At 61.3% G+C, this 19,102-nt stretch carries 16 protein-coding genes; 14 read left to right on the top strand and 2 right to left on the bottom strand.

What is annotated here, in order from left to right:
• Window positions 1–415 precede the first annotated feature (415 nt).
• Window positions 416–1,681 carry a putative Na+/H+ antiporter gene (locus tag RQP53_RS10510; RefSeq protein WP_315650258.1) on the top strand — a complete coding sequence of 422 codons (1,266 nt, stop codon included), beginning with the start codon at window positions 416–418 and terminating at the stop codon, window positions 1,679–1,681.
• 159 nt (window positions 1,682–1,840) lie between these two features.
• Here the strand turns inward: RQP53_RS10510 and RQP53_RS10505 are convergent, their stop codons facing one another.
• Window positions 1,841–2,230: a hypothetical protein gene (locus RQP53_RS10505; protein WP_315650257.1), complete on the bottom strand. Its 390-nt coding sequence runs from the start codon at window positions 2,228–2,230 to the stop codon at window positions 1,841–1,843.
• A 1,388-nt stretch (window positions 2,231–3,618) separates the two neighbouring features.
• Between RQP53_RS10505 and RQP53_RS10500 the strand changes: the two genes are divergently transcribed.
• The 3 genes from RQP53_RS10500 to RQP53_RS10490 all read left to right on the top strand — a co-directional run bounded on the left by RQP53_RS10500 (window position 3,619) and on the right by RQP53_RS10490 (window position 7,731).
• Window positions 3,619–4,266, top strand: a complete 648-nt coding sequence (locus RQP53_RS10500; protein WP_315650256.1) for a LysE family translocator — start codon at window positions 3,619–3,621, stop codon at window positions 4,264–4,266.
• Window positions 4,267–4,369: 103 nt separating this feature from the next.
• A complete protein-coding gene (locus tag RQP53_RS10495; protein WP_315650255.1) occupies window positions 4,370–5,350 on the top strand; it encodes a class I SAM-dependent methyltransferase in 981 nt (326 codons plus the stop codon).
• A 56-nt stretch (window positions 5,351–5,406) separates the two neighbouring features.
• Window positions 5,407–7,731 (top strand): radical SAM protein, encoded by a 2,325-nt coding sequence (locus tag RQP53_RS10490; protein WP_315650254.1) that lies wholly within the window; start codon window positions 5,407–5,409, stop codon window positions 7,729–7,731.
• A gap of 43 nt (window positions 7,732–7,774) precedes the next feature.
• Here RQP53_RS10490 and RQP53_RS10485 read toward each other — a convergent pair whose 3' ends face one another.
• The gene (locus RQP53_RS10485) at window positions 7,775–8,545 is read right to left on the bottom strand and encodes a thioesterase II family protein (protein WP_315650253.1); all 771 of its coding nucleotides are present in this window, start codon (window positions 8,543–8,545) and stop codon (window positions 7,775–7,777) included.
• Here RQP53_RS10485 and RQP53_RS10480 point away from each other — a divergent pair.
• The 10 genes from RQP53_RS10480 (at window position 8,536) to RQP53_RS10435 (ending at window position 19,091) form a co-directional block, all read left to right on the top strand.
• Window positions 8,536–8,928 (top strand): hypothetical protein, encoded by a 393-nt coding sequence (locus tag RQP53_RS10480; protein WP_315650252.1) that lies wholly within the window; start codon window positions 8,536–8,538, stop codon window positions 8,926–8,928. The genes RQP53_RS10485 and RQP53_RS10480 overlap by 10 nt on opposite strands.
• Before the next feature lie 12 nt (window positions 8,929–8,940).
• Window positions 8,941–9,531 carry an MSMEG_1061 family FMN-dependent PPOX-type flavoprotein gene (locus tag RQP53_RS10475; RefSeq protein WP_315650251.1) on the top strand — a complete coding sequence of 197 codons (591 nt, stop codon included), beginning with the start codon at window positions 8,941–8,943 and terminating at the stop codon, window positions 9,529–9,531.
• A 78-nt stretch (window positions 9,532–9,609) separates the two neighbouring features.
• Entirely contained in the window at window positions 9,610–11,385 is a 1,776-nt protein-coding gene (locus RQP53_RS10470; protein WP_315650250.1) for a non-ribosomal peptide synthetase, read from the top strand.
• A gap of 11 nt (window positions 11,386–11,396) precedes the next feature.
• Window positions 11,397–12,149 (top strand): YqcI/YcgG family protein, encoded by a 753-nt coding sequence (locus tag RQP53_RS10465; protein WP_315650249.1) that lies wholly within the window; start codon window positions 11,397–11,399, stop codon window positions 12,147–12,149.
• Window positions 12,150–12,163: 14 nt separating this feature from the next.
• Entirely contained in the window at window positions 12,164–12,928 is a 765-nt protein-coding gene (locus RQP53_RS10460) for a carbon-nitrogen hydrolase family protein (RefSeq protein ID WP_315650248.1), read from the top strand.
• A gap of 69 nt (window positions 12,929–12,997) precedes the next feature.
• Window positions 12,998–14,263: a cation:proton antiporter gene (locus RQP53_RS10455; RefSeq protein WP_315650247.1), complete on the top strand. Its 1,266-nt coding sequence runs from the start codon at window positions 12,998–13,000 to the stop codon at window positions 14,261–14,263.
• 10 nt (window positions 14,264–14,273) lie between these two features.
• A complete protein-coding gene (gene ectB, locus RQP53_RS10450) occupies window positions 14,274–15,575 on the top strand; it encodes a diaminobutyrate--2-oxoglutarate transaminase (protein WP_315650246.1) in 1,302 nt (433 codons plus the stop codon).
• A 270-nt stretch (window positions 15,576–15,845) separates the two neighbouring features.
• On the top strand, window positions 15,846–16,880 hold the full coding sequence (locus RQP53_RS10445) for an iron-containing redox enzyme family protein (RefSeq protein ID WP_315650245.1): 1,035 nt from the start codon (window positions 15,846–15,848) through the stop codon (window positions 16,878–16,880).
• Window positions 16,877–18,187, top strand: a complete 1,311-nt coding sequence (locus RQP53_RS10440; protein ID WP_315650244.1) for a phosphoribosylamine--glycine ligase — start codon at window positions 16,877–16,879, stop codon at window positions 18,185–18,187. Before RQP53_RS10445 ends, RQP53_RS10440 begins: the two co-directional genes overlap by 4 nt.
• Entirely contained in the window at window positions 18,096–19,091 is a 996-nt protein-coding gene (locus RQP53_RS10435) for a DMT family transporter (protein ID WP_315650243.1), read from the top strand. Before RQP53_RS10440 ends, RQP53_RS10435 begins: the two co-directional genes overlap by 92 nt.
• Window positions 19,092–19,102: the final 11 nt, after the last annotated feature.

Genomic DNA, 19,102 nt, shown 5'->3' with positions numbered 1-19,102 from the left:
TCGACCCCCGGGGGCTGTACCCCCTTGACGCCAGACGGCTCATCACGCCACGCAGGCCCGCTCAGACCTAGGGAAGGTCTGCATACGTCGGCGTGGGTCACGGTTGAGCGAAAAGGGCGACCTTAGAGCAGTGACTTCCGGCGCGCTGCGAAGCTCGGGCCGGTGGCCCGACAGCCAGGCAGCGCCGAGCCCGTGGGGGCATCCTTCTCCTCAAGCCGCAGGGCAAGCACCCGCCAAGCCCTGCCCACCTTGCGAGACTCGCGCCGACTTGTGCAGACCTTCCTAGGGCCACCTGCCTTTGGGTTGTGAACCTGGAACAAAGCCAGCGGGCTACACTCGCGCCGGGTGCTGCACCGACTCCCGGTGCCGCAGGTTGATTGCGCTGGTCGGGCCGCCGCGCGGAACTGTCACAACCATGAATCCGACGACCGATCAGACGCTCCAGTACATTGCCCTCGCCATCTTTGTGCTGGCACTGGCACATACCTTTGCCGCCAAGCAGTTCGAACGCCTTTCCCACCGCTTTCCCAAACACGCAGGGCTGTTCCACCTGCTCGGCGAGGTGGAGGTCGTCTTCGGCTTCTGGGCCATGGCACTGGTCCTCACAATGGCCATCTTGCAGGGCGGGCAACAGGCCCTCTCCTACGCAGAGTCGCGCAACTACACCGAGCCCCTGTTCGTCTTCGTCGTGATGGTCGTTGCGGCATCTAGGCCCGTCCTGCGCTCCGTGGTCTGGCTGGTCGACAGCATTGCTCGCCTTGCGCCGCTGCCGACGCCGCTGGTCAGCGCTTGGTTGGGACTCGCGGCCGTGCCCGTGATGGGTTCGCTGATTACCGAGCCCGCAGCGATGACCATCGCGGCCCTCATGCTGGCGCCGCAAGTATTCCGACCGACCGTGCCTGAGTGGCTCAAATACCTCGGTCTGGGCGTGCTGTTTGTCAACGTGTCGATTGGCGGCACGCTGACTTCCTATGCTGCGCCACCGGTGCTGATGGTGGCGAGCACCTGGCAGTGGGACAGTGCCTTCATGTTCTCGAACTTTGGCTGGAAGGCAGTTGCTGCGGTCCTCATCAACGCAACCGTCGCCACGTTCATGCTTCGCAAGCATCTTCAAGCGCCGCCAACCGAGGGATCAACTGCAGAAGCCGCGGTGCCTGTCCCGGTCGTGCTGGTCCACCTGACACTGCTGGCCGGCGTGGTTTTGTTGGCTCATCATCCCGTGGCCTTTCTCGGCCTGTTCCTGATGTTTCTGGGCTTCACTCAGGCCTATGAGCGGCACCAGAGCCCGTTGATCCTCAAGGAAGCCCTGCTGGTGGCCTTCTTCCTGGCCGGACTGGTGGTGCTTGGCGGTCTGCAGGCTTGGTGGCTGCAGCCCATCGTTTCCAGCCTGCAGCCCTTGGCCTTGTTCTTTGGCGCGCTCGGCCTGACTGCGATCACTGACAACGCTGCGCTGACCTACCTTGGCTCACTCATCGCGGGCATCTCCGATCAGTCCAAGTACATGTTGGTGGCCGGTGCTGTCGCCGGTGGTGGCCTGACCGTGATCGCCAATGCCCCCAACCCTGCCGGGGTGGCCCTGCTCAAGCGTGGCTTCGAGGACGAGTCCATCGGCGCCGGCGGCTTGCTGCTGGGTGCCCTCGGCCCGACTGCGCTGGCCGCAGCAGCATTGCTGCTGCTGTAGGCAGCGGGGGATTCGGAGCACGCTCATACCGGAGTGGGTCCCCGGGGGGCTCTGGCCGCAGACCGCCCGACAGGGCCTTTGTGCAAATCGTCCTGGCCGCAGCCGCTCAGCCCCGGCCACCCGTTCGACGTTGAAGCGCTGCAGGTGATATGCAGGCGCTCAATCGGCATTGTTGATCCGTGCCGCCCAAACGCCAGCAAGGAAGGCATCGCCGTTTGACGCCATGTCTTGCACCATGGTTTCCGGCGTATCCGTCGGTTCGAACCTGGCAGCCAAGAGAACAAGCTTGATCATCAGCGATCGTCCGAGATCGCCGAGACAACCTTCTCCCAGTGCAGCATCTTCCTGGCGATGCAGCCGCCCCACCCGCGTGACCAGCGCTGCGCCCCGCCGCCCTCGTCGACAGACATCCCGTACGACCAGCTCTGGAAAGAAGAGTGGATGCAGTTCAACTTCGAGGGGATCAAGAAGGCCCGACTCAAGGAATGAGGGCGAGGTTCCCACTCCCAGATACCTTGCCCCATACACATGAACATCCAGGTCGTTCAAGATTTGGCCCGCTCCTCATGGACGGGATCCGCCGTTTGATCAGCCAGTCGATGACCCCACAGCTGATGGAGCCGGCCCACAAGGCTGAACAGGGTTTCGCCCGGGAGCCACTGGAGCAACTCCCGGCTTAGCCGGTCGGCGTCAGCCGCGAAGACAAGCTTGCTCCCGCAATCCGGCTTTTGGTCGCCAGGCCGCATCGGCGCTCAGCCCGTGTTTACGACTTAATTCCCAAGAACAACCAGCCAGGTGACTCGAACAATAGAGTTAGTCGGGATCATCGCTGCCAAGTCATTGATCTAGCCAATACCTGCCGCGACGGAAAAGTCCGTCGGAGCCCTTGTAACCGACGGGCAACAATGACTCTGGCACGGAAAGTACGTCAAGCGCCGTGCGATCAATACGGCTTTCGTGCTCGACGTCGAGTAGCCGCGACGAATGAGCTGACAGCAGCCAACCAAAAGAAGTGCTAGAACAGCGTGCCCGTTGTTCCTCACCGTGGTCGACTGCCTGCCGATCTTGCCCGTCGGGCCACCCAGCTACTCGCCGCAGATCACTGCCAGTGCCTGCTCCACGTCCCCCTGCGGCACTTCGTACGCCTCCTGCAACTGTTCCAGCTGCCATGCAGGCGCGCCGCCCGGCCCACCTTCCAATTGGGGGGGGCAAGGCCTGCAGGACCATCTGTGCCTGCGGCCCCATGTGCTGGGGCAGCCTCTGTTCCAGTACTTGCTACAGGGCTTGCGTTTACAGGGTGTCTGCCGAGTGTTCTTGTGAAGTTTCCCTGAACACGTCGCCCACCAGGCTCGCCTCGCCTCCCGGCTCGGCCTGCGCCGCCGCTACCGCTTTCCCTTCAAAGCTCCTCAGCCCAGCCTGTCACCGCGCATAGGAAAGCTGCGCAGCGGACTCACCCCGAAGTTACCGTCGCGATCGAGACTGGATCGCCAGGCGCAACCGATAACTGTTATCACACCTTTTGCAGTCTATCAAGCTGTTAGGCCTTACGACTACTGTCGATTTCTCACGCCGCCTACAGTCCGCGTCTTCTTAACGACGGTGGTTGATTCGGTCTTGGCTGCGCAGATCGAGCACCACAAGAACGATGCTCCAGCTGTCTGACAGTCGCATCAACCGCCGAGGCAAGGACTGAATAGAACGCATTCAAATGAAATGCGTCGCAGCGGTCATCTTGCAAAGCAACGCAATTCAGTTATTGACGCTTACAAATAACGTGTTGGCAGGCCGTCTTTTGCATCTCTATCCATGGCTGCCGATGCACCGGTAAACGTATGGGTTGAGCATGTCGGGTGCAACTGACATCTCATGACAATAATTCTGTCGCAAACCACTCCTAAAGTGGCGCGGCTTGCACCGGCAAGAGTGAGGGACTCTAGATGAATGCAACGGCTGCCTTTTCAGGCATCCTGCTGGCCCTGCTAGCAGGGGCAATCAGCCCAGGCCCAAGCTTTGTGCTTGTGTGCCGGACTTCGATGCTCCACTCCCGTCGGGCGGGTCTAGCGGCAGCCCTTGGGATGGGCCTTGGCGGTGCCGCCTTTGCCTGCCTAGCGTTAGCCGGGCTTGCCGCGCTGCTCCGCGAGGTGCCTTCACTGTATGCAGCGCTTCGCTTGGCTGGTGGTGCGTACCTGCTCTACCTAGCGTACCGAATCTGGCGCGGCGCCAAAGAGCCGCTCGTCTTACAGACCCGGAGTCCGGGGGCGGCGCCAGCGCCCCTTGGCAAGGTCTTCAGTCTTTCGCTGATGACCCAGATGAGCAACCCCAAAACTGGCGTTGTATACGGCAGCATCTTCACTGCCTTCCTACCTCCGGAGCCCCCGACCGGACTGCTCATCGCTTTGGTGCCCGGAGTATTCCTGGTGGAGTTCTGCTGGTATGCCGTCGTGGCCGCATTCTTCTCGAACCGCCGGCCTCGCGACCTTTACCTTCGCTCGAAGTCCGTGATCGACCGGCTGGTTGCCGGTGTGCTGGGGCTGCTCGGCGTTCGGCTGCTTACCGAAGCAGTTTCGAGCCTTTCCGGCCACTGAAGCCTTCTCCGAATCCCCTGGCCACTGCAGACCCGACGGCGGCTGGGAGAAATTGCGCGCCCGCGCCCCTTGTGCCCCCCCCCCTGTGAACGAAGGATGAACCGTGCTCACTAAAGTCAAAAACCTTGAAACACAACTCCAAATCGACGACCCCGTACCGCAAAACCGCCGTCGCGCTTTGGATGTCAACAACGGCCTGGGCTACACGGTCGACTTCCACATTCGGGAACTGCTGCTTGAGTCCGCCCCGCTGATGAATGCTTGGTCCGAAAACAAGTGCCGTGGCAAGCACCAGGGTGGCATGGAAGCTTGGGCCAAGGACAACGAGAAGGACCACGTCAACAGCTGCGATTGGTACCACTCGACTTGGCAGTACCTGCGCCTTGTTGACATGGTGGCCACTCCGCCTTGGTATCCGTTCTACATGCGCGCTCTGGGTCAGCTGCTGGCCGCTAAACCTGATTGCGAACTCTTCATCTCGGCCGCGGCGGACTGGGGCATGTTAGCCATGGTCCATGAAGCGGCTGCCGCAGTGAATGCCGCCCCGCGCATCACCCTGTGGGACATCTGTGAGACCCCGATTGCTGCGAGCAAGTGGTATGCCGACAAATTTGGTATGTCCATTGAAACCAAGGTCCAGAACATCATCACAGACAGTGCCGAGCTGGATGGCCGCTTTGACATCGTGGTGACCGACGAGTTCCTGACGGTGCTGGCAGATCCGCTCAAGCCGCAGATCACGGAGCGCTGGCGTCATCTGCTTAAGCCGGGCGGCTCGGTCGTGACGACGGCCATGGTCGGCGGCCCGACTACGCCGGAACTTCGCCAGGTGTTTTACACGCGCGCCATGTCGCTATTCGATCGCGACACCTTCCTATTCCGCCGCATGGGCGTTACGCGTGAGGAGTTCTCCGAGCAAGTCGCCGTATTCGCGTCTGTTCACACCCGTCACATGCTGACCTCACCGGAGCAACTGGAAACCCTGTTCGCCGATTACGAACTGGATTACAGCGCGGTCGTGACGCCCGGTGAGTGCGTCAATCCGACAACCTCGTTCCAAATCGTGGCGCGCCGCCCACTGTAAACGAGGGGCATTGCCTCAGCCACCTCCCTGTTGATGTAGCCCCTAGGAAAAAAAGTATGTCAACCGTCGATTGCTTGCTGGTCGGTCACAATGAAATGAGTTTTCGAGATTACTACGGAATTCTCGAGAATATGGCGGCCTCCAGTGGACGTGATCACGTTGCTTTCCGTGATCTGCAATTCAATTGCGTCAACTACGAAGGCGACCATCTTCAGGGCCAAGACATGTTGACGACCCTCTACAACGAGGGTCGTCCTGAGCACGAGAGGCGCACCTTCTACAACGGTGATTGCTTTTGGACTGCGATTGCCTACCTCGGCAGTTATCTGAACAAGCGCGGTTATTCCTTCGACTACGTCAATCTATTCCAAGACGAGAAGGAGCGCTTGCGCAAACTGTTGCTCGAAAACAATTACCATGCCGTGGTCCTAACCGGCACGATGTATGTTTTCGAGCAAAACATCTGGGAGGTCGTCCGCTTCGTGCGCAGTGTTCGCAAGGACGTCAAAATCATTGCGGGTGGGCCCTATATCTCTAAGCAGGCGGAAGAGCGCGAGCCAGAGTATCTGAAACCGCTCTTTCGCTACCTCGATGCGGACTTTTACTGCTATTCAAGAGAAGGCGAGCAAACACTCACCAAGCTGATTGACGCACTGCGTCATGGTACTCCACTCGATACCATCCCTAACCTCGCCTACCGTGAGGGCCGCGGGTACAAGGTGACTGAAAAGGTCAAGGATCACACCCCACTGGCGCAGAACATGGTGGATTACCAATTGTTCGCTGCGGACTACGCCAAGTCTGGCTGGGCGAACATCCGCATCTCCGATGGTTGCCCCTACGCCTGCGCCTTCTGCTCTTTCCCTGAGCATGGCAACGAACGCTACGTGACCTTGCCGCTCGAACGTATCGAACAGGAACTGGATGCCATCAAGGCCGCCGGTGCGATCACGCATATCTTCTTCGTGGACGCGACATTCAACGTCCCGAAGAAGAAGTTCAAAGACCTGATGCAACTGATGATCCGTAAGCAGTACGGATTCAAGTGGCACTGCTTCTTCCGTTGCGACCAAGCTGACGAAGAGGCGATCGAACTGATGAAGCAGGCTGGCTGCATCGGTGTCTTCCTCGGCTTGGAATCCGCCTCGGAGATTGTCCTGCGCAACATGGACAAGACCGCGCACAAGGCTGACTTCCGCCGGACGATGCCCATCTTCAAGCGCTTGGGTATTCGCACAATGATCTCCGTGCAGGTGGGTTTCCCGGGCGAGACCTACGACACCATTGCCGACACGATGGCGTTCCTGGAGGAGATCCAACCGGACTTCACAAGGGTGCAGATCTGGTTCTGCGACGTGACCACACCCGTCTGGTACAAGCGCAACACCTTTGACCTGCAAGGCAAAGGCTACGGCTGGCGCCACTACACGATGGACGCCGAGACGGCCGTCAATCTGGTGGAGGACGCCTTTATGCGCCTGGATGGCGTGACGTGGATTCCCGATCCCGGATACAACTGGGTGTTCTGCTACATGCTTGAAAACCTAGGAATGCCGATCGAACGCCAGAAAGCATTCCTGGGGGCCTTTGCGGAAGCAGCCCGCGAGCGCCTCGTCCTGCCCGGTCGTCCTCAGATCCATGCGGACATCCTCAAAGAGATGCGCGAGCTCGCTCAATTCGACAAAGAAATGCCAGTGGCCTCGACCCAAAGGCGCCCCTTCACTGGTGCGGCCTACCGAGAGAGCGAGGCGTTCTGGGTCTCGCTGGCTGAGCCCGAGATGGAAGATCGCAGGATCGCAGCGACCGCAAAGGCCACGCACGTCCATGACGTCACACTGCCGGCCCTGCTGCTGCCACTCGACGAACTGGGCATGCCGGAGCCGGTAGCACTTGAGGCGGCCATGCTCGCTGCCATTGCCAGCCTGGACCAAGGTAGCGACAGCGTTGGCCTGTCACCGGACGGGGATGTGCCCTTCCCTGTACCGGCCGCTGCTGTGGCCAGCGCCGAAGCGCGGGAGTCCTATGAATCGTCGCTACGAGGCCGCCTGATAACTCACCGTACCGTCGGCTTCTTCATCCAGCAGCACTCACACAAGCTGGCGTATTGGCGCAAGCGCGTGCCATTGCTTCAGCACGCCCTCGTGAGCGGCGTTGGCGCCCAGGATCTGGCCGCAGCCGTCCAACGGTTCGCGCTCATCCCACAGCAGCTGGAACGCCTTGAGCTGCTCTTCCTAATGGATCGCCAGGGCGACATGCTGCATCTGGGCCTAGCCTACGACCCCGCCACCGTAAGCCTTGACCGGGCTCGCCAGGCATTGCAATCCGTCGCGAAGACCCTGCCGCAGCAGCTGGGCGTCAACACAGCCCTGCTGCCAGGCTGACATGCCTGCCGCAACGAGCGCCCAGGCGGCTTGGGCAGCTTCATCAAACCGCGCGCTGCCAGGCCCTCTCGATTCGCGCGGCGAGCGCGTTGGCATGGCGGTCCAGAAAGAAATGCCCGCCATCCGGGAAGACCTGCGTCTCGAAGGCGACTTCCGTCTCGGCCTTCCAGGCATCCAGGTCCTCGGGCCTGACCGATGGATCGTCACTCGATCCAACGGCCAGCAGAGGCACCTTCAAGCTGGGCTCCGGCGAGTAGCGGTAGGTGTCGGTGATGGCGAAGTCGGCGCGCAGCTGCGGTTCGACGGCACGGATGAAGTCTGGTATCGGGGCTGGGCCCAGGCTACTGCGATTCAGAGCCAGCACCGCCTCCACCAGCGCATCGCCAGACAGGGTGTGGAAGTCGTGCATGCGGCGCGGCGCGGCTGGTGCCACACGGGCCGAGACACACAGCAGTTCGGGCATCGGCAGGCCTTCGCGGCGCAAGCGGCGGCACAGCTCGAAGGCGACCAGCGCGCCCACGCTGTGGCCGAGGAATGCGAAGGGGCGGTCCAGCAAGGCTTCAAAGGCCGGCATCAAGGCGTCGAGAAGGCTATGCACATCGCTGAACGGTGGCTCCCGGAACCGACGCTCCCGGCCGGGCGCCACCATGGCGGACAGCACCCAGTCACGCGGCATGGCCGCCGCGAGGGCGCGAAATGCGCCAGCACCAGCGCCACCGTAGGGGAAGGCAAACAGCCGTCGACCGGCGCTGTCGGCAGCTCCGAACTCACTGAACCACAAGTTCTTGTTGCAGGGGACTGGAAATGAATGCATCAGACCAAGAAAGTAACGTCAAAGGTGGCGGCACGCTAACCAAGGACATCCAAACCGTCAATGCTGTCAATGCTTCTGCGGGCACCGCACCGTCTTGGCCAGCCGACCCGATGCGGCCCGCGCTGATGGGATTGATTGGCAAGGACGTGGCACTGTACGGACTGTCTGGTGACCGTCCGGCCGTAGTCCACGTGGAATCCGCTGGCAGCGGGGTGATACGAGCTGTCTTGAAGGCCTCCGGCGAGGAGGTCTGCATCGCCGAACGCTATGTGCTCTTGATCCAGGGCACGTCGCCGCGGAGCCGCAAGGCTTTCCTCTCTCGCAGCAAAGGCTGCGAATTCATCCTGCGCCTGGCTAGCGCGCAGGCAGTGATGGCCTGCTGAAGGAGTCCCGTGATGCTCACCGAAACCAAGACCTGCGAATACCTCGTCGATTCGGAAGACAAGCTGCGCAGCCTCTACCCGGGCACACGCTTTCTGGCCGTACTTGATGAACTGGACCGCACGGCAATCAAGTTCATCGAGCACTCACCCTTCGTGGTGATTGCGGCATGCAATCCCGACATCGGCATCGAGGTTAGCCCACGCGGCGATGCGCCAGGCTTTGTCAAAGTGTTGAACCCGCACACGCTCGTCATTCCCGATCGCTCAGGCAACCATCGCCTGGACTGCATGACTGGACTGCTCAAGCACCGCGAGATCGGCCTGATGTTCCTGGCACCGGGTCTGCTGGAGTGCCTGCGCGTAAAGGGCGAAGCCTCGATCACACACGACCCCGCGGTCCTGGAGCTCTTCCGCGAACGCAACGGCAAGTTGCCACGTACCGCCATCGTGGTGAACGTATACGAGTCCTTCATTCACTGCGGCAAAGCCATCAACCGCGGCCACCTCTGGGATAACAGTTACACCGTTAGTCAGGAAACCTGGAAGCTCATGCGCGGCACCCTGGAGAACGCGGAGAGCTCCGCGCTTGACCTCGACGAATAGCCCCTTCAGCAGAACCAACCCATGCAAGCCCAACCCATCTTCATCCATCGCCGCACTTCCAGCGCGCGCACGCCGACCGTGATCGGCCGCATTGTTGATATCGCCCGGACCTACCCGAATGCGCCGGCCGTCTCCATGGCGGGTCGTACCCTCAGCTACGCCGACCTCGACAGTGCATCCAGCCGCCTGGCCAATGCGATCGTGGCGCGCGGCATTGGCGTCGGAGACCTGGTGGGCATTGCCGTCGAGCGCAGCGTGGAGCTGATCATTGCCATCCTTGGCGTGCTCAAGACGGGCGCAGCCTACGCGGCCATAGACCCGGAGTACCCGCCCGAACGCGTGGCGCAGATGTGCGCCGCTGTGGACATGGCCCTGGTGCTGACCACCGAGAAGGGCCTGGGCACGCGCCCGCCATTCGGCGCCCCCCGTCTGCACCTGGACCGCGACCGTGAGCGCATCGCCGCCTTCGCCGACACCTTTGAACTGCCAGAGTTATCCCCCAACGACCTGGTCTACGTGGTCTTCACCTCAGGTTCGACGGGCACGCCCAAAGCGGCGGCGGTGCACCAGGCCGGCTGGATGAACCTGATGTCCTGGTTCGTCGACGAATTCAAGATCAGTCCCCAGGACCGCGCACTGATCGTCAGCTCCTTCAGCTTTGACATCACTCAGCGGGCCATCGTCATGCCCTTGCTTGCTGGCGGGCAGCTCCACCTTTGCCCATTCCCGACAATCGACGCTGCGGCAGTGCTGGACCAGATCCGTCGTGACGAGATCAGCCTGCTCAACTGCGCACCGAGCGCCTTCTACCCGCTAGCCGAAAGTCCAGAGCGCGCGGCCGCTGGCCGTCTCCGTTGCCTCTTCCTCGGCGGTGAGCCGATCAATGCAGCACGTCTGCAGGCCTGGGCGGAAGCCTCAACGACTACGACGCGCGTAGCAAATGTCTATGGCACGGCCGAATGCAGCGACGTCTCAACCTTTCACGTTCTCTCCGACTACAAGCGCTACATCGAGCAGGGCGTGCCGGCTGGGCACGTGATCACGAACACCCGTGTCCACCTGCTGGACGACAGCGGCCGGCCAGTATCGCCAGGCGAGGTCGGTGAGATCGTGATCGCCGGCGTCGGCGTCGGCAAGGGCTACGTCAATGACCTGGCCGCGACGCGCCGCAAGTTCATCGCCGACCCTGAGGTGCCGGACCAGATCGCCTACCGCAGCGGCGACCTCGGCCGTTGGCTGCCTGACGTGGGCCTGGTCTTCGAGGGACGAGCCGATCACCAGGTCAAGATCCGCGGCAACCGCGTTGACCTGGGTGACGTTGAATCACTGTTGCGCCAGGATGTGCGGCTGCGCGACGCCGTCGCCGTCAAGCTGGAAGCTGGCAACGCCGAGACGCTGGCCGCAATGCTGCTCGTGGACGGCCTGCCCGCTGACGCCGAGATGCTGGCCGCCGAGGTGCGAAAGGCCCTGGCCCGTCGGGCACCAGTCTTCATGATCCCCACTCATATCGAGTTCGTCACGGCCTTTCCGCTGAACCCCAATGGCAAGGTAGATCGTCCCACCATCGTCAAGGCCTTCGAACGCGTGGCCAGCGTTCAAGGCGCCGTTGAGGAGAAGCACACGTCGACCGAGCAGGAGATTGCGAGGATCTTCAGCAGCATCCTCAATGTCTCGTCCGTCGGACTCGACGACAACTTCTTCGATCTTGGCGGCTATTCGATGCTGGTCACCGAGGCACTTGCGGAAATCAACAGCAACTTGGATGCGGGGGTCACGATCTATGACTTCCTGACCGGTCCCACGGTGCGCGCCCTGGCCGAACGCATCGCCCACGAACCTGCCACGCAGGCCTGAACGGAGGACCCATGGCACTTATCGAGCAAGCCCATCTGGACACGCTTGGTCCGGGGCACTCAGACTGGCACCGCCAAGTCCATGAACAGCTTGGGGAGCGCCTGCGCGCGCCCTCTGAGTTCCCCTGCACGTTTTCGCAGAACGCCTTCAAGCGAAAGCTCATCTGCTATTCATTCGTCGAACAGAGCGACGAGGCCGGACTCGCTGCGTCTGCGGCGGACCTGCGCCAATACACGTCACTGTCGCGCCAGTGGAACGGTTCCATCAACACGGCCCGCCCCCTTGTGGTCGCCTTTTCGCTGCAAGCAGCCCGCTTCGACACACTCGAGCAATACCACGCCTTCGGCTGGCAGGTGCTGCAGGCTTGGCATGGCCTGGATCTTGAGGACTGGCCCAATGGCGTGGCGCGGGACCCACACGAGCCCTTCTGGTCCATGTGCTTCGACAGCATGCAGCTCTTTGTCAACATGAGTGTGCCCCTGCACCGCGCGCGACGCAGCCGCAACCTGGGTGATCACCTGCTGTTCATTGTGAATCCGCGCGAACGCTTCGACATCGTGGCCGGTAACACGCCGGAAGGCCGTGCCATGCGGACGCATATCCGCCAGCGTGTTGAACACTACGACGGCCTGGCTCACTGTCACCAGCTGGGCTCCTACCAGGCGGGCGAGATCGAGTGGTGGCAATACGGCATTGTTGAGGAGAACCGCGAGCGCAGCGACCGCTGCCCGTTTCACGTCCTGACGGCCCGGCAGGAGGCCTGATGCGTATAGCTGCCATGGAGTTGGTGCACGGAAGCACCCCTGAAGAACTCGCCGCCCAAATGGAAGCCGCTGAGGCCGACCTGGTCTTGTTCAATGAAATGCCCTGCGGACCATGGCTTGCTTCGCAGCAGGATTTCGAGATCGAGGCGGCCAGGTCCAGCGTGCAGTTGCACGAGGAGCTGCTGGCTAGGCTGGCCGCGCGTCGTCGCGGTTCCGCCCTGCTAACACGCCCGCGCCTGGGCCGACAGCGGCTTGTCAACGAGGCCGTACTGGTTCGCGAGGGGACGGTGCACGCCTTCCATGCCAAGTCCCGCCTACCCGAGGAGGCCGGTTTCTACGAGCAGAGTTGGTTTGAGGCTCAGCCTATGCTGGCACAGACGGCGACCTTCGAAGATATGCGCCTCGGTGCCCTGATCTGCACGGAGCTCATGTTTACAGAGTTGGCCTGCCAGCTCGCGCGCAATGGCTGCAATGTCATTGTCGCGCCGCGCTGTACCGGTGGTGCCGACAATTGGCTAATCGCCGGCCGAATGGCGGCGCTGGCGAGCGGCTGCTACGTCCTGTCCTCCAACCGCTCTGGTCATGCTCCGGACGGCCAACGTTTCGGTGGCGGTGGGTTCATCATCGCTCCAGGTGGTGAAGTGCTGGCCGTGACCACGCCGCAACAGCCCGTCGTTAGCGTCACCATCGACCTCAATCTTGTCCGTGCCGCCCAAGCGGACTATCCCTGCTATCTGACGCTGGCCCCCGAGCTAGCGCCCGGGACGGTCGCCAATTGAGTCCCGGACACGGGCGGAAGTCCCGGCCGGGCAGCGGCTTCATTCGACTCGACAACGCGGGGTGATCCCATGTCTTCCGGCCTCGCTTCTCTAGGACTACTGGCTAGCGCCTCGCTCGTGGCGGTGTGCATCGTCCGGCCTCGATTGGCGTCCTGGGTGCCCGACATCCTCGTGTACCTAGCACTCGGGCTGGCATTCGGTGCCTGCGGCCTGTGCGTGCAGTTCGGGCTGCAACTATCTGCAGGACCCGCTGCTGGCGCCGCATCGGCGGCACAGACCGCCGCGCTGTACCTGCTGGTCTTTTCCAGTTGTGCCGACCTGAAGATCACAAGCCTACAACGGCACCTGCTTGAGGTCGGCACTCTGCTGGCGGCTAGCGTCGCAGCCTTTGCCGTCGGCCTGATCACCGTGGGTCACATCCCTGCGCTGGCACCTGATGCAACCCTGCAGGCTGCTGGCGACGGGGCACGCCTAGCCTACTTCCTCGCCCTCAGCCTAGGCGTGATGGTCTGCTCGGTGCCTTTTCTCACCAAAATCTTCTTGAACGTTGGCTTGCAGCGCAGCCCATTTGCCCACGGTCTTCTGCTGGCCGCCTGCTTCATCGACATCCTTGTCTGGGCCCTGTTTTCTGTGGCGGTGAACCTTCGCCAAGGCAACGGCCTGGTTGTGGACACATTGGTTCAACAGGTGTTGCGCGGCCTGGGCCTCACGTTGGCCGCCGGCGCGCTCGCCGGGTTGGCATTCCAGGGCCTAGCGCACGGCCTGCGCAGGCGGCGACGCGAGGCCCCTTGGATGTTGCTGCTCGCCACGTCGCTTCTGTTCATCGGCTTGATGCATGCTGCCGGCCTGGAGCCGGTGATCGGAATGGTCCTGTGCGGTCTGGCAGTCGCACCTCACCGTGACGTCTTTGGCACTGCCATTGGCAGGAGTCAGGCCCTGGCTGTGACCTTGGGAGCGCCGATCTACTTCACCTGCGTCGGCTTTGGCATCCAGCCGTCGTCCATCGTAAGCCTCGAGGCTGTGGGCGTATTTATCCTTTGGTCGTCAGTCATCAAGATCACCAGCGTCAGCCTGGCGGCCGGGTTCATCCGACGTCCAGGCGAGCGCAGGCTCGACTATGGCATTGCGATGAACACACGCGGCGGCCCTGGCCTCGTACTCGCCGGCAGCGCATATGCCGCTGGGCTGATTCCGATCACCGGTTTCGTCGCGCTCACCAGCGCCTCCGTGCTCACCGCCTTGGTGACCGAGCTCTATCTAAAGGCCGCAGCCCCACGCATCCTAGCGGCGGACGAGGCCAGCAGCACGACCGCGCAACCCTTGCGCTCACTCTGAAATGTGTTCCATGCCCGTCCAAAACCTTGTCGAAGCCCAGGCCAGCCGGGCGGCGAGCGCAGACCTCTCATTGATTGAAGACATGGAGTCGGCAGTACGAAGCTACTGCAGGAGTACACCCGTCGTATTCACAAGAGCTCAGGGCAGTTGCATTTTCGACGAGCGCGGCAATCGCTATATTGATTTTCTGTGCGCGGCCGGCTCACTCAACTACGGCCACAACGACCCACTGATCAAGCAGGCGCTCATCCGGTACCTGGACGACGACGGCATCCTTCAGACGCTGGATTTCGCCACGGCAGCCAAAGCCAGATTCCTGCAGGAGTTTCGCGACACGATCCTCGTGCCGCGCGCGCTCCACTATCGGGTGCAATTCACTGGACCAACAGGCACGAACTGCGTCGAAGCAGCTATCAAACTCGCGCGCAAGGTCACGGGGCGGCGAGCGATCGCGGCATTCACCAACAGCTATCACGGGGTCTCACTCGGTGCGCTTGCGCTGACCGGCAATCGAGCAAAGCGCTCGGCAGCCGGTGTTTCGCTGGGCGACACACTGCGTCTACCCTACGATGCATATTTCGGCCCGGAGATTGACACGGTAGGGCTGGCGAGAAAGCTCTTCTTGGACGCCAGCAGCGGCTACGACGCCCCCGCAGCGTTCATCGTGGAAGCGGTGCAGGGCGAGGGTGGACTGAACTGCGCACGTGACGCATGGATGCGCGCACTTGCGGCGCTAGCGAAGGATCTCGGTGCCCTACTCATTGTCGATGACATTCAAGCTGGCTGTGGCCGCTGTGGGACGTTCTTCAGCTTCGAAGCAATGGACATCCATCCAGACATCGTATGTCTGTCGAAGTCCATCGGCGGTTCGGGCTTGCCGATGGCACTCACCTTGATTCACCCGAAGCTGGATGTCTGGGAGCCCGGGGAACACAACGGAACATTTCGAGGAAACAACCTGGCCTTCGTTGGCGCGACTGCTGCACTTGAGTACTGGCGCGACGCGTCCTTTCAAAACGGCATCGCGCACCGGTCAAAACTCCTTCATGACGCCCTGAGTCGAATCACCAACGGCTACATGCGCGGACATGCCACGCCGGTTGGACGCGGCCTCTTCGTCGGATTGCGGTTCGACAGTCCGAGTCGTTCCGAAGCTTTCCGACGGGGCTTGCTCGTTCGGGGCGTCCTGACCGAGACCTGCGGACCTAACGACGAAGTAGTCAAATTCATGCCCGCCCTCAACATCCCGGAGGACACCCTGTGCGAAGCAGTGCGCCAGATTGAAGCCTGCGCCGCGGAGATGGCGCAATGACCAAGCGCGAGCCGGCGATTTGCCACTTGCGTGGCGGTCAGGATGTACGGGCAGCCGGCATCGTCGGCTGCTGCATTCCCCGCACAGCTGCAGCCGTTGTCGCACGCGTTCTCAGCCAAGTCCGCAGCAATTTGTGTGGCATTCCTTAGGGAGAACGGCGGCAAGTTCCCCGCTCTTTGCTGGCCCCTTCGCCCAGCTCGTCATTCAGACCTCGCTGTGGCTTGCCCACAAACTTGTTCAACCGATCAATTCCACGAAGAACAGCCCAACATGAACGACCTCGCCAAGCTCATTCCTCGAACTGAGCCAGCCTCTGACGATGAGATCTTCAATGCCCGCGAAACTTGTCGGCAAATCGTAGGTGCTGCATTCACTGGTCTTGATGCGCACGCTTACAGTGAATTTCACTCGCTGCTGGCGCTCGTCTACGAACAAGACTTTCAACCAAAGACATGGCCGAAGATCGGCATCGACCAGCGCGTCCTCGTGAGCACGATTAAGGCCGTGTTGGAGCCTGCGCTGTTGCGCGAGTTCACAACGGTAGCGCTACAGGAAACGGTCGCCCAGGTGCCGAATGACTCAGCCGCCTACTTGCTGTGGTTGAAGCAAGTAATCGCGGAACACCCTGCCAGTCATCATCCGTTTTACGAGCAATTCATCGCAACCGATGTGACGGTCAGCCAATTGCGCTCCTTTCTGATCCAAGAGACCAACTTGGACCCAAGGTTTGACGACATCCTTTGCCAGCTTCAATTTGGTACCAGTGGCCCCGCACGACTCGAGCTCGCCAGTAACTACAACGACGAAATGGGAGGGGGGCTGGGCGCCGCTGGCGTGCACACTGATCTGTTTCGCCAGTCACTGCGCCACCTTGATATTGACCTTGAGCGGGACACTAAAGATGTCTGGCTGCCGACCAAAGTCTCAGGCAACCTAACAGCCATGTTCGGCACGAATCGAGAGCACTTCTTCAAAGCCATTGGGTACTTCGGCGTTGTTGAGCACCTGACACCGCGCCGGATGAAGCGCGTCGTGCAGGCCTGGCGCCGCTTGGGGCTGCCTGAGTCAGGCATCGAGTACCAAAAGCTTCACATCCAGATTGATGCGAAGCACTCTCAGGCTTGGTTCGCCAACATCGTTGGCCCCTATGCGGCAGATAGCATTGAGGTCAAGCGGCAGATTGCGATCGGTGCCCTCATCCGTCTGAATTCTTCACAGCTCTATCTTGATTCGCTTCCTGGCTACCTCGCGCCCGCTGCTCTACAGACACCAGGTGCACTGAACAAGAGCGCTGCCGAAGCATGAAGCATGTCGCCGTGATTGATAGTACGGGGCGTGGTCACGCGCTGTGCGACTGGTTCGTGCGGACTTCGCCAGCCGTCGTGGTGCACTACCTTCCTGGCAATGCGTTGATAACGCATCCACGCATCCTGTCGCCCATCAACCCGATTCCTTTGCTGGATTTCGAGGCGATGGAGGCCCACCTTCAGCCACTCGACATCGACTTCATCGTTGTGTCACACATCGAGTCAATGAGCTGCGGTGTTGTGGATTATTTCAGAGCGCTGGGCTACCAGGTCGTCGGCGCCGACAAGGCAACTGCCCAACTCGAGTGCAGCAAATCCTTCGGCCGACTTTTCTGCCAGCGCCACGGCATACCAAGTCCTCAAACGCTGGCGCAAGCCAGTGCAGCAGACATTCTCGCCAATTGCTCCCGGATCCAGACGCCCTGTGTCCTAAAAGCGGATGGACTACGCGACGTTAGCGACGGCGCCATCCTCTGTCATGACGGCGCTGACGTAGAAGCTGCGGCCAGGTTCTTCATTTCGACCGGCTCAGCAACAGACCTGGTCATCGTCGAAGAACTGGTCGCGGGACGCGAGTATTCCTGCATCGCCATGGTGTCCGAGTCCGGCTATCACCTGTTGCCGCTGGTCCGGGATTACAAGCGTACCTATGAGGGCGATCTTGGAAAGAACTGCGATGGCATGGGCTCCACGCTCTCTCCGAGCGATCAGGACCCGCAACTCCTGGCCGAACTTGAGCGGGTCATCTTTACGCCGATGATTCAAGGACTCGCTCAGGAAGGTCTTCGCTTGAGCGGCTTTCTGTATGTTGGCGTGATGTGCACTGCAGACGGCCCACGCGTGCTGGAAATCAATGTCAGATGCGGGGATTCGGAGGCCGAGGTCCTTCTGCCAGGCATCACAACGTCCGCACACAGCGTCTTTGCCGCGATGCTTGATGGCTCGCTCGATCGTCTCGGCATTCAAATGGACGGCCGCTCAAGGTGCTCGGTCGCCGCAGTGCAGGGCGTGGCGGGAACCAAGGATTCCGCGGGCTGGCCCTTTGGACCGTTTGAGTCTGGGTTTGAGGTGAGCGGACTGGATGCGGATGAGCCGCCCACTCGAGTATTTCTGGCAAACATTGTCAAAGGGCCAAGAGGGCTTCCTGTAACCAGTGGCGGGCGAGTTCTACACGTTGTTGGCGCTGGCGTGACGCTTGCAGAAGCGGTGGCGCATGCGTATCTGCGGCTCAGTGGCATTTCATTCGCGGGTATGCGGTATCGACTGGACATCGGTCACGCGGCCGGTTCCCAACGCACGCAATAGGGAGCCCATCATTCGCTACCTCAAGGTCTTGTTGCTTGGCCTGCTTTGGGCCATCGCGTTTATCCTCCTCCATCGCTTGGCTCCCGTGTTTGGCGCATCTACGGTTGCCTTTTGGCGAACGCTGATAGGCGCCTGCATCTTGTTCGTGATGGGTCGGGGTTGGCGCTCCGCCGGCGAACTTCGCCCGCACGCAGCCTCACTCACATTGCTGGGCATGGCAAACGTTGCGGCACCCTTTTTCCTTTTTTCCTACGCATCGATCTTCCTGCCAGCCAGCCATCTGTCGGCGCTGAACGGATTGACTCCCGTCTTCGCAATCCTGTTCTGCGCCATGCTCTACGGCGAGCCCATCAAGCTCCGGCAGGTCTTCGCCATCTGCATGCTGCTTTCGGGCCTGTACTCGCTTGCTGATTTCCACGGGGCTTCGGTGAAGTCGGCCAACGCTGGATGGGCGAGTGCCGTTCTCGGCGCTATGTCGTACGCGACTGCCATCACGATGTCGCGCAGGTTTCAGGGAAAGCTAAGCAGCCTCGCGCAGGCGTGTGGAAGCCTGGTGGCAGCTTCCGTATTGCTGGCCCCGTTCTACGCCATCAATCAGAGTCCCTACGCGGGCAATGACCTGCTTGTAGACCTTCTTCTCCTGCTGTTGCTCGGCGCTGCCTGCACGGCCGGCGCCGCTTTGCTCCTGTTCCACGTCATTTCCCAAGAAGGCCCTGTTTTTGCGTCAATGGCGTCCGCATTGGTGGGCCCCCTTGCTGCCTTCATTGAACTCGGGCTCGACAGTGAACAGCCAATCGCTTTTGGCGTTTTTCTAGTTGCGCTGGCAGTGCTGTTGGTAAGCAAACCTGCTCGACAGTCTCCGTGGAGGGGCGAGCCGCCGCAGATCCAACGCACGGAGAACTAGGTGTGATGTTT

Origin of the sequence: Roseateles aquae (genome assembly GCF_032337115.1) — a bacterium.
GTDB classification, from domain to species: domain Bacteria; phylum Pseudomonadota; class Gammaproteobacteria; order Burkholderiales; family Burkholderiaceae_C; genus Roseateles_C; species Roseateles_C aquae.
This window is presented reverse-complemented; position numbering and strand designations above follow the sequence as displayed.

Bases quoted from the DNA above. Each gene is read 5' to 3' on its own strand.
- RQP53_RS10510 (WP_315650258.1), top strand. From the start codon at position 416: ATGAATCCGACGACCGATCAGACGCTCCAGTACATTGCCCTCGCCATC.
- RQP53_RS10500 (WP_315650256.1), top strand. From the start codon at position 3,619: ATGAATGCAACGGCTGCCTTTTCAGGCATCCTGCTGGCCCTGCTAGCA.
- RQP53_RS10490 (WP_315650254.1), top strand. From the start codon at position 5,407: ATGTCAACCGTCGATTGCTTGCTGGTCGGTCACAATGAAATGAGTTTT.
- RQP53_RS10480 (WP_315650252.1), top strand. From the start codon at position 8,536: ATGAATGCATCAGACCAAGAAAGTAACGTCAAAGGTGGCGGCACGCTA.
- RQP53_RS10485 (WP_315650253.1), bottom strand. From the start codon at position 8,545: ATGCATTCATTTCCAGTCCCCTGCAACAAGAACTTGTGGTTCAGTGAG.
- RQP53_RS10475 (WP_315650251.1), top strand. From the start codon at position 8,941: ATGCTCACCGAAACCAAGACCTGCGAATACCTCGTCGATTCGGAAGAC.
- RQP53_RS10465 (WP_315650249.1), top strand. From the start codon at position 11,397: ATGGCACTTATCGAGCAAGCCCATCTGGACACGCTTGGTCCGGGGCAC.
- RQP53_RS10460 (WP_315650248.1), top strand. From the start codon at position 12,164: ATGGAGTTGGTGCACGGAAGCACCCCTGAAGAACTCGCCGCCCAAATG.
- RQP53_RS10455 (WP_315650247.1), top strand. From the start codon at position 12,998: ATGTCTTCCGGCCTCGCTTCTCTAGGACTACTGGCTAGCGCCTCGCTC.
- ectB (WP_315650246.1), top strand. From the start codon at position 14,274: ATGCCCGTCCAAAACCTTGTCGAAGCCCAGGCCAGCCGGGCGGCGAGC.
- RQP53_RS10445 (WP_315650245.1), top strand. From the start codon at position 15,846: ATGAACGACCTCGCCAAGCTCATTCCTCGAACTGAGCCAGCCTCTGAC.
- RQP53_RS10440 (WP_315650244.1), top strand. From the start codon at position 16,877: ATGAAGCATGTCGCCGTGATTGATAGTACGGGGCGTGGTCACGCGCTG.
- RQP53_RS10435 (WP_315650243.1), top strand. From the start codon at position 18,096: ATGCGTATCTGCGGCTCAGTGGCATTTCATTCGCGGGTATGCGGTATC.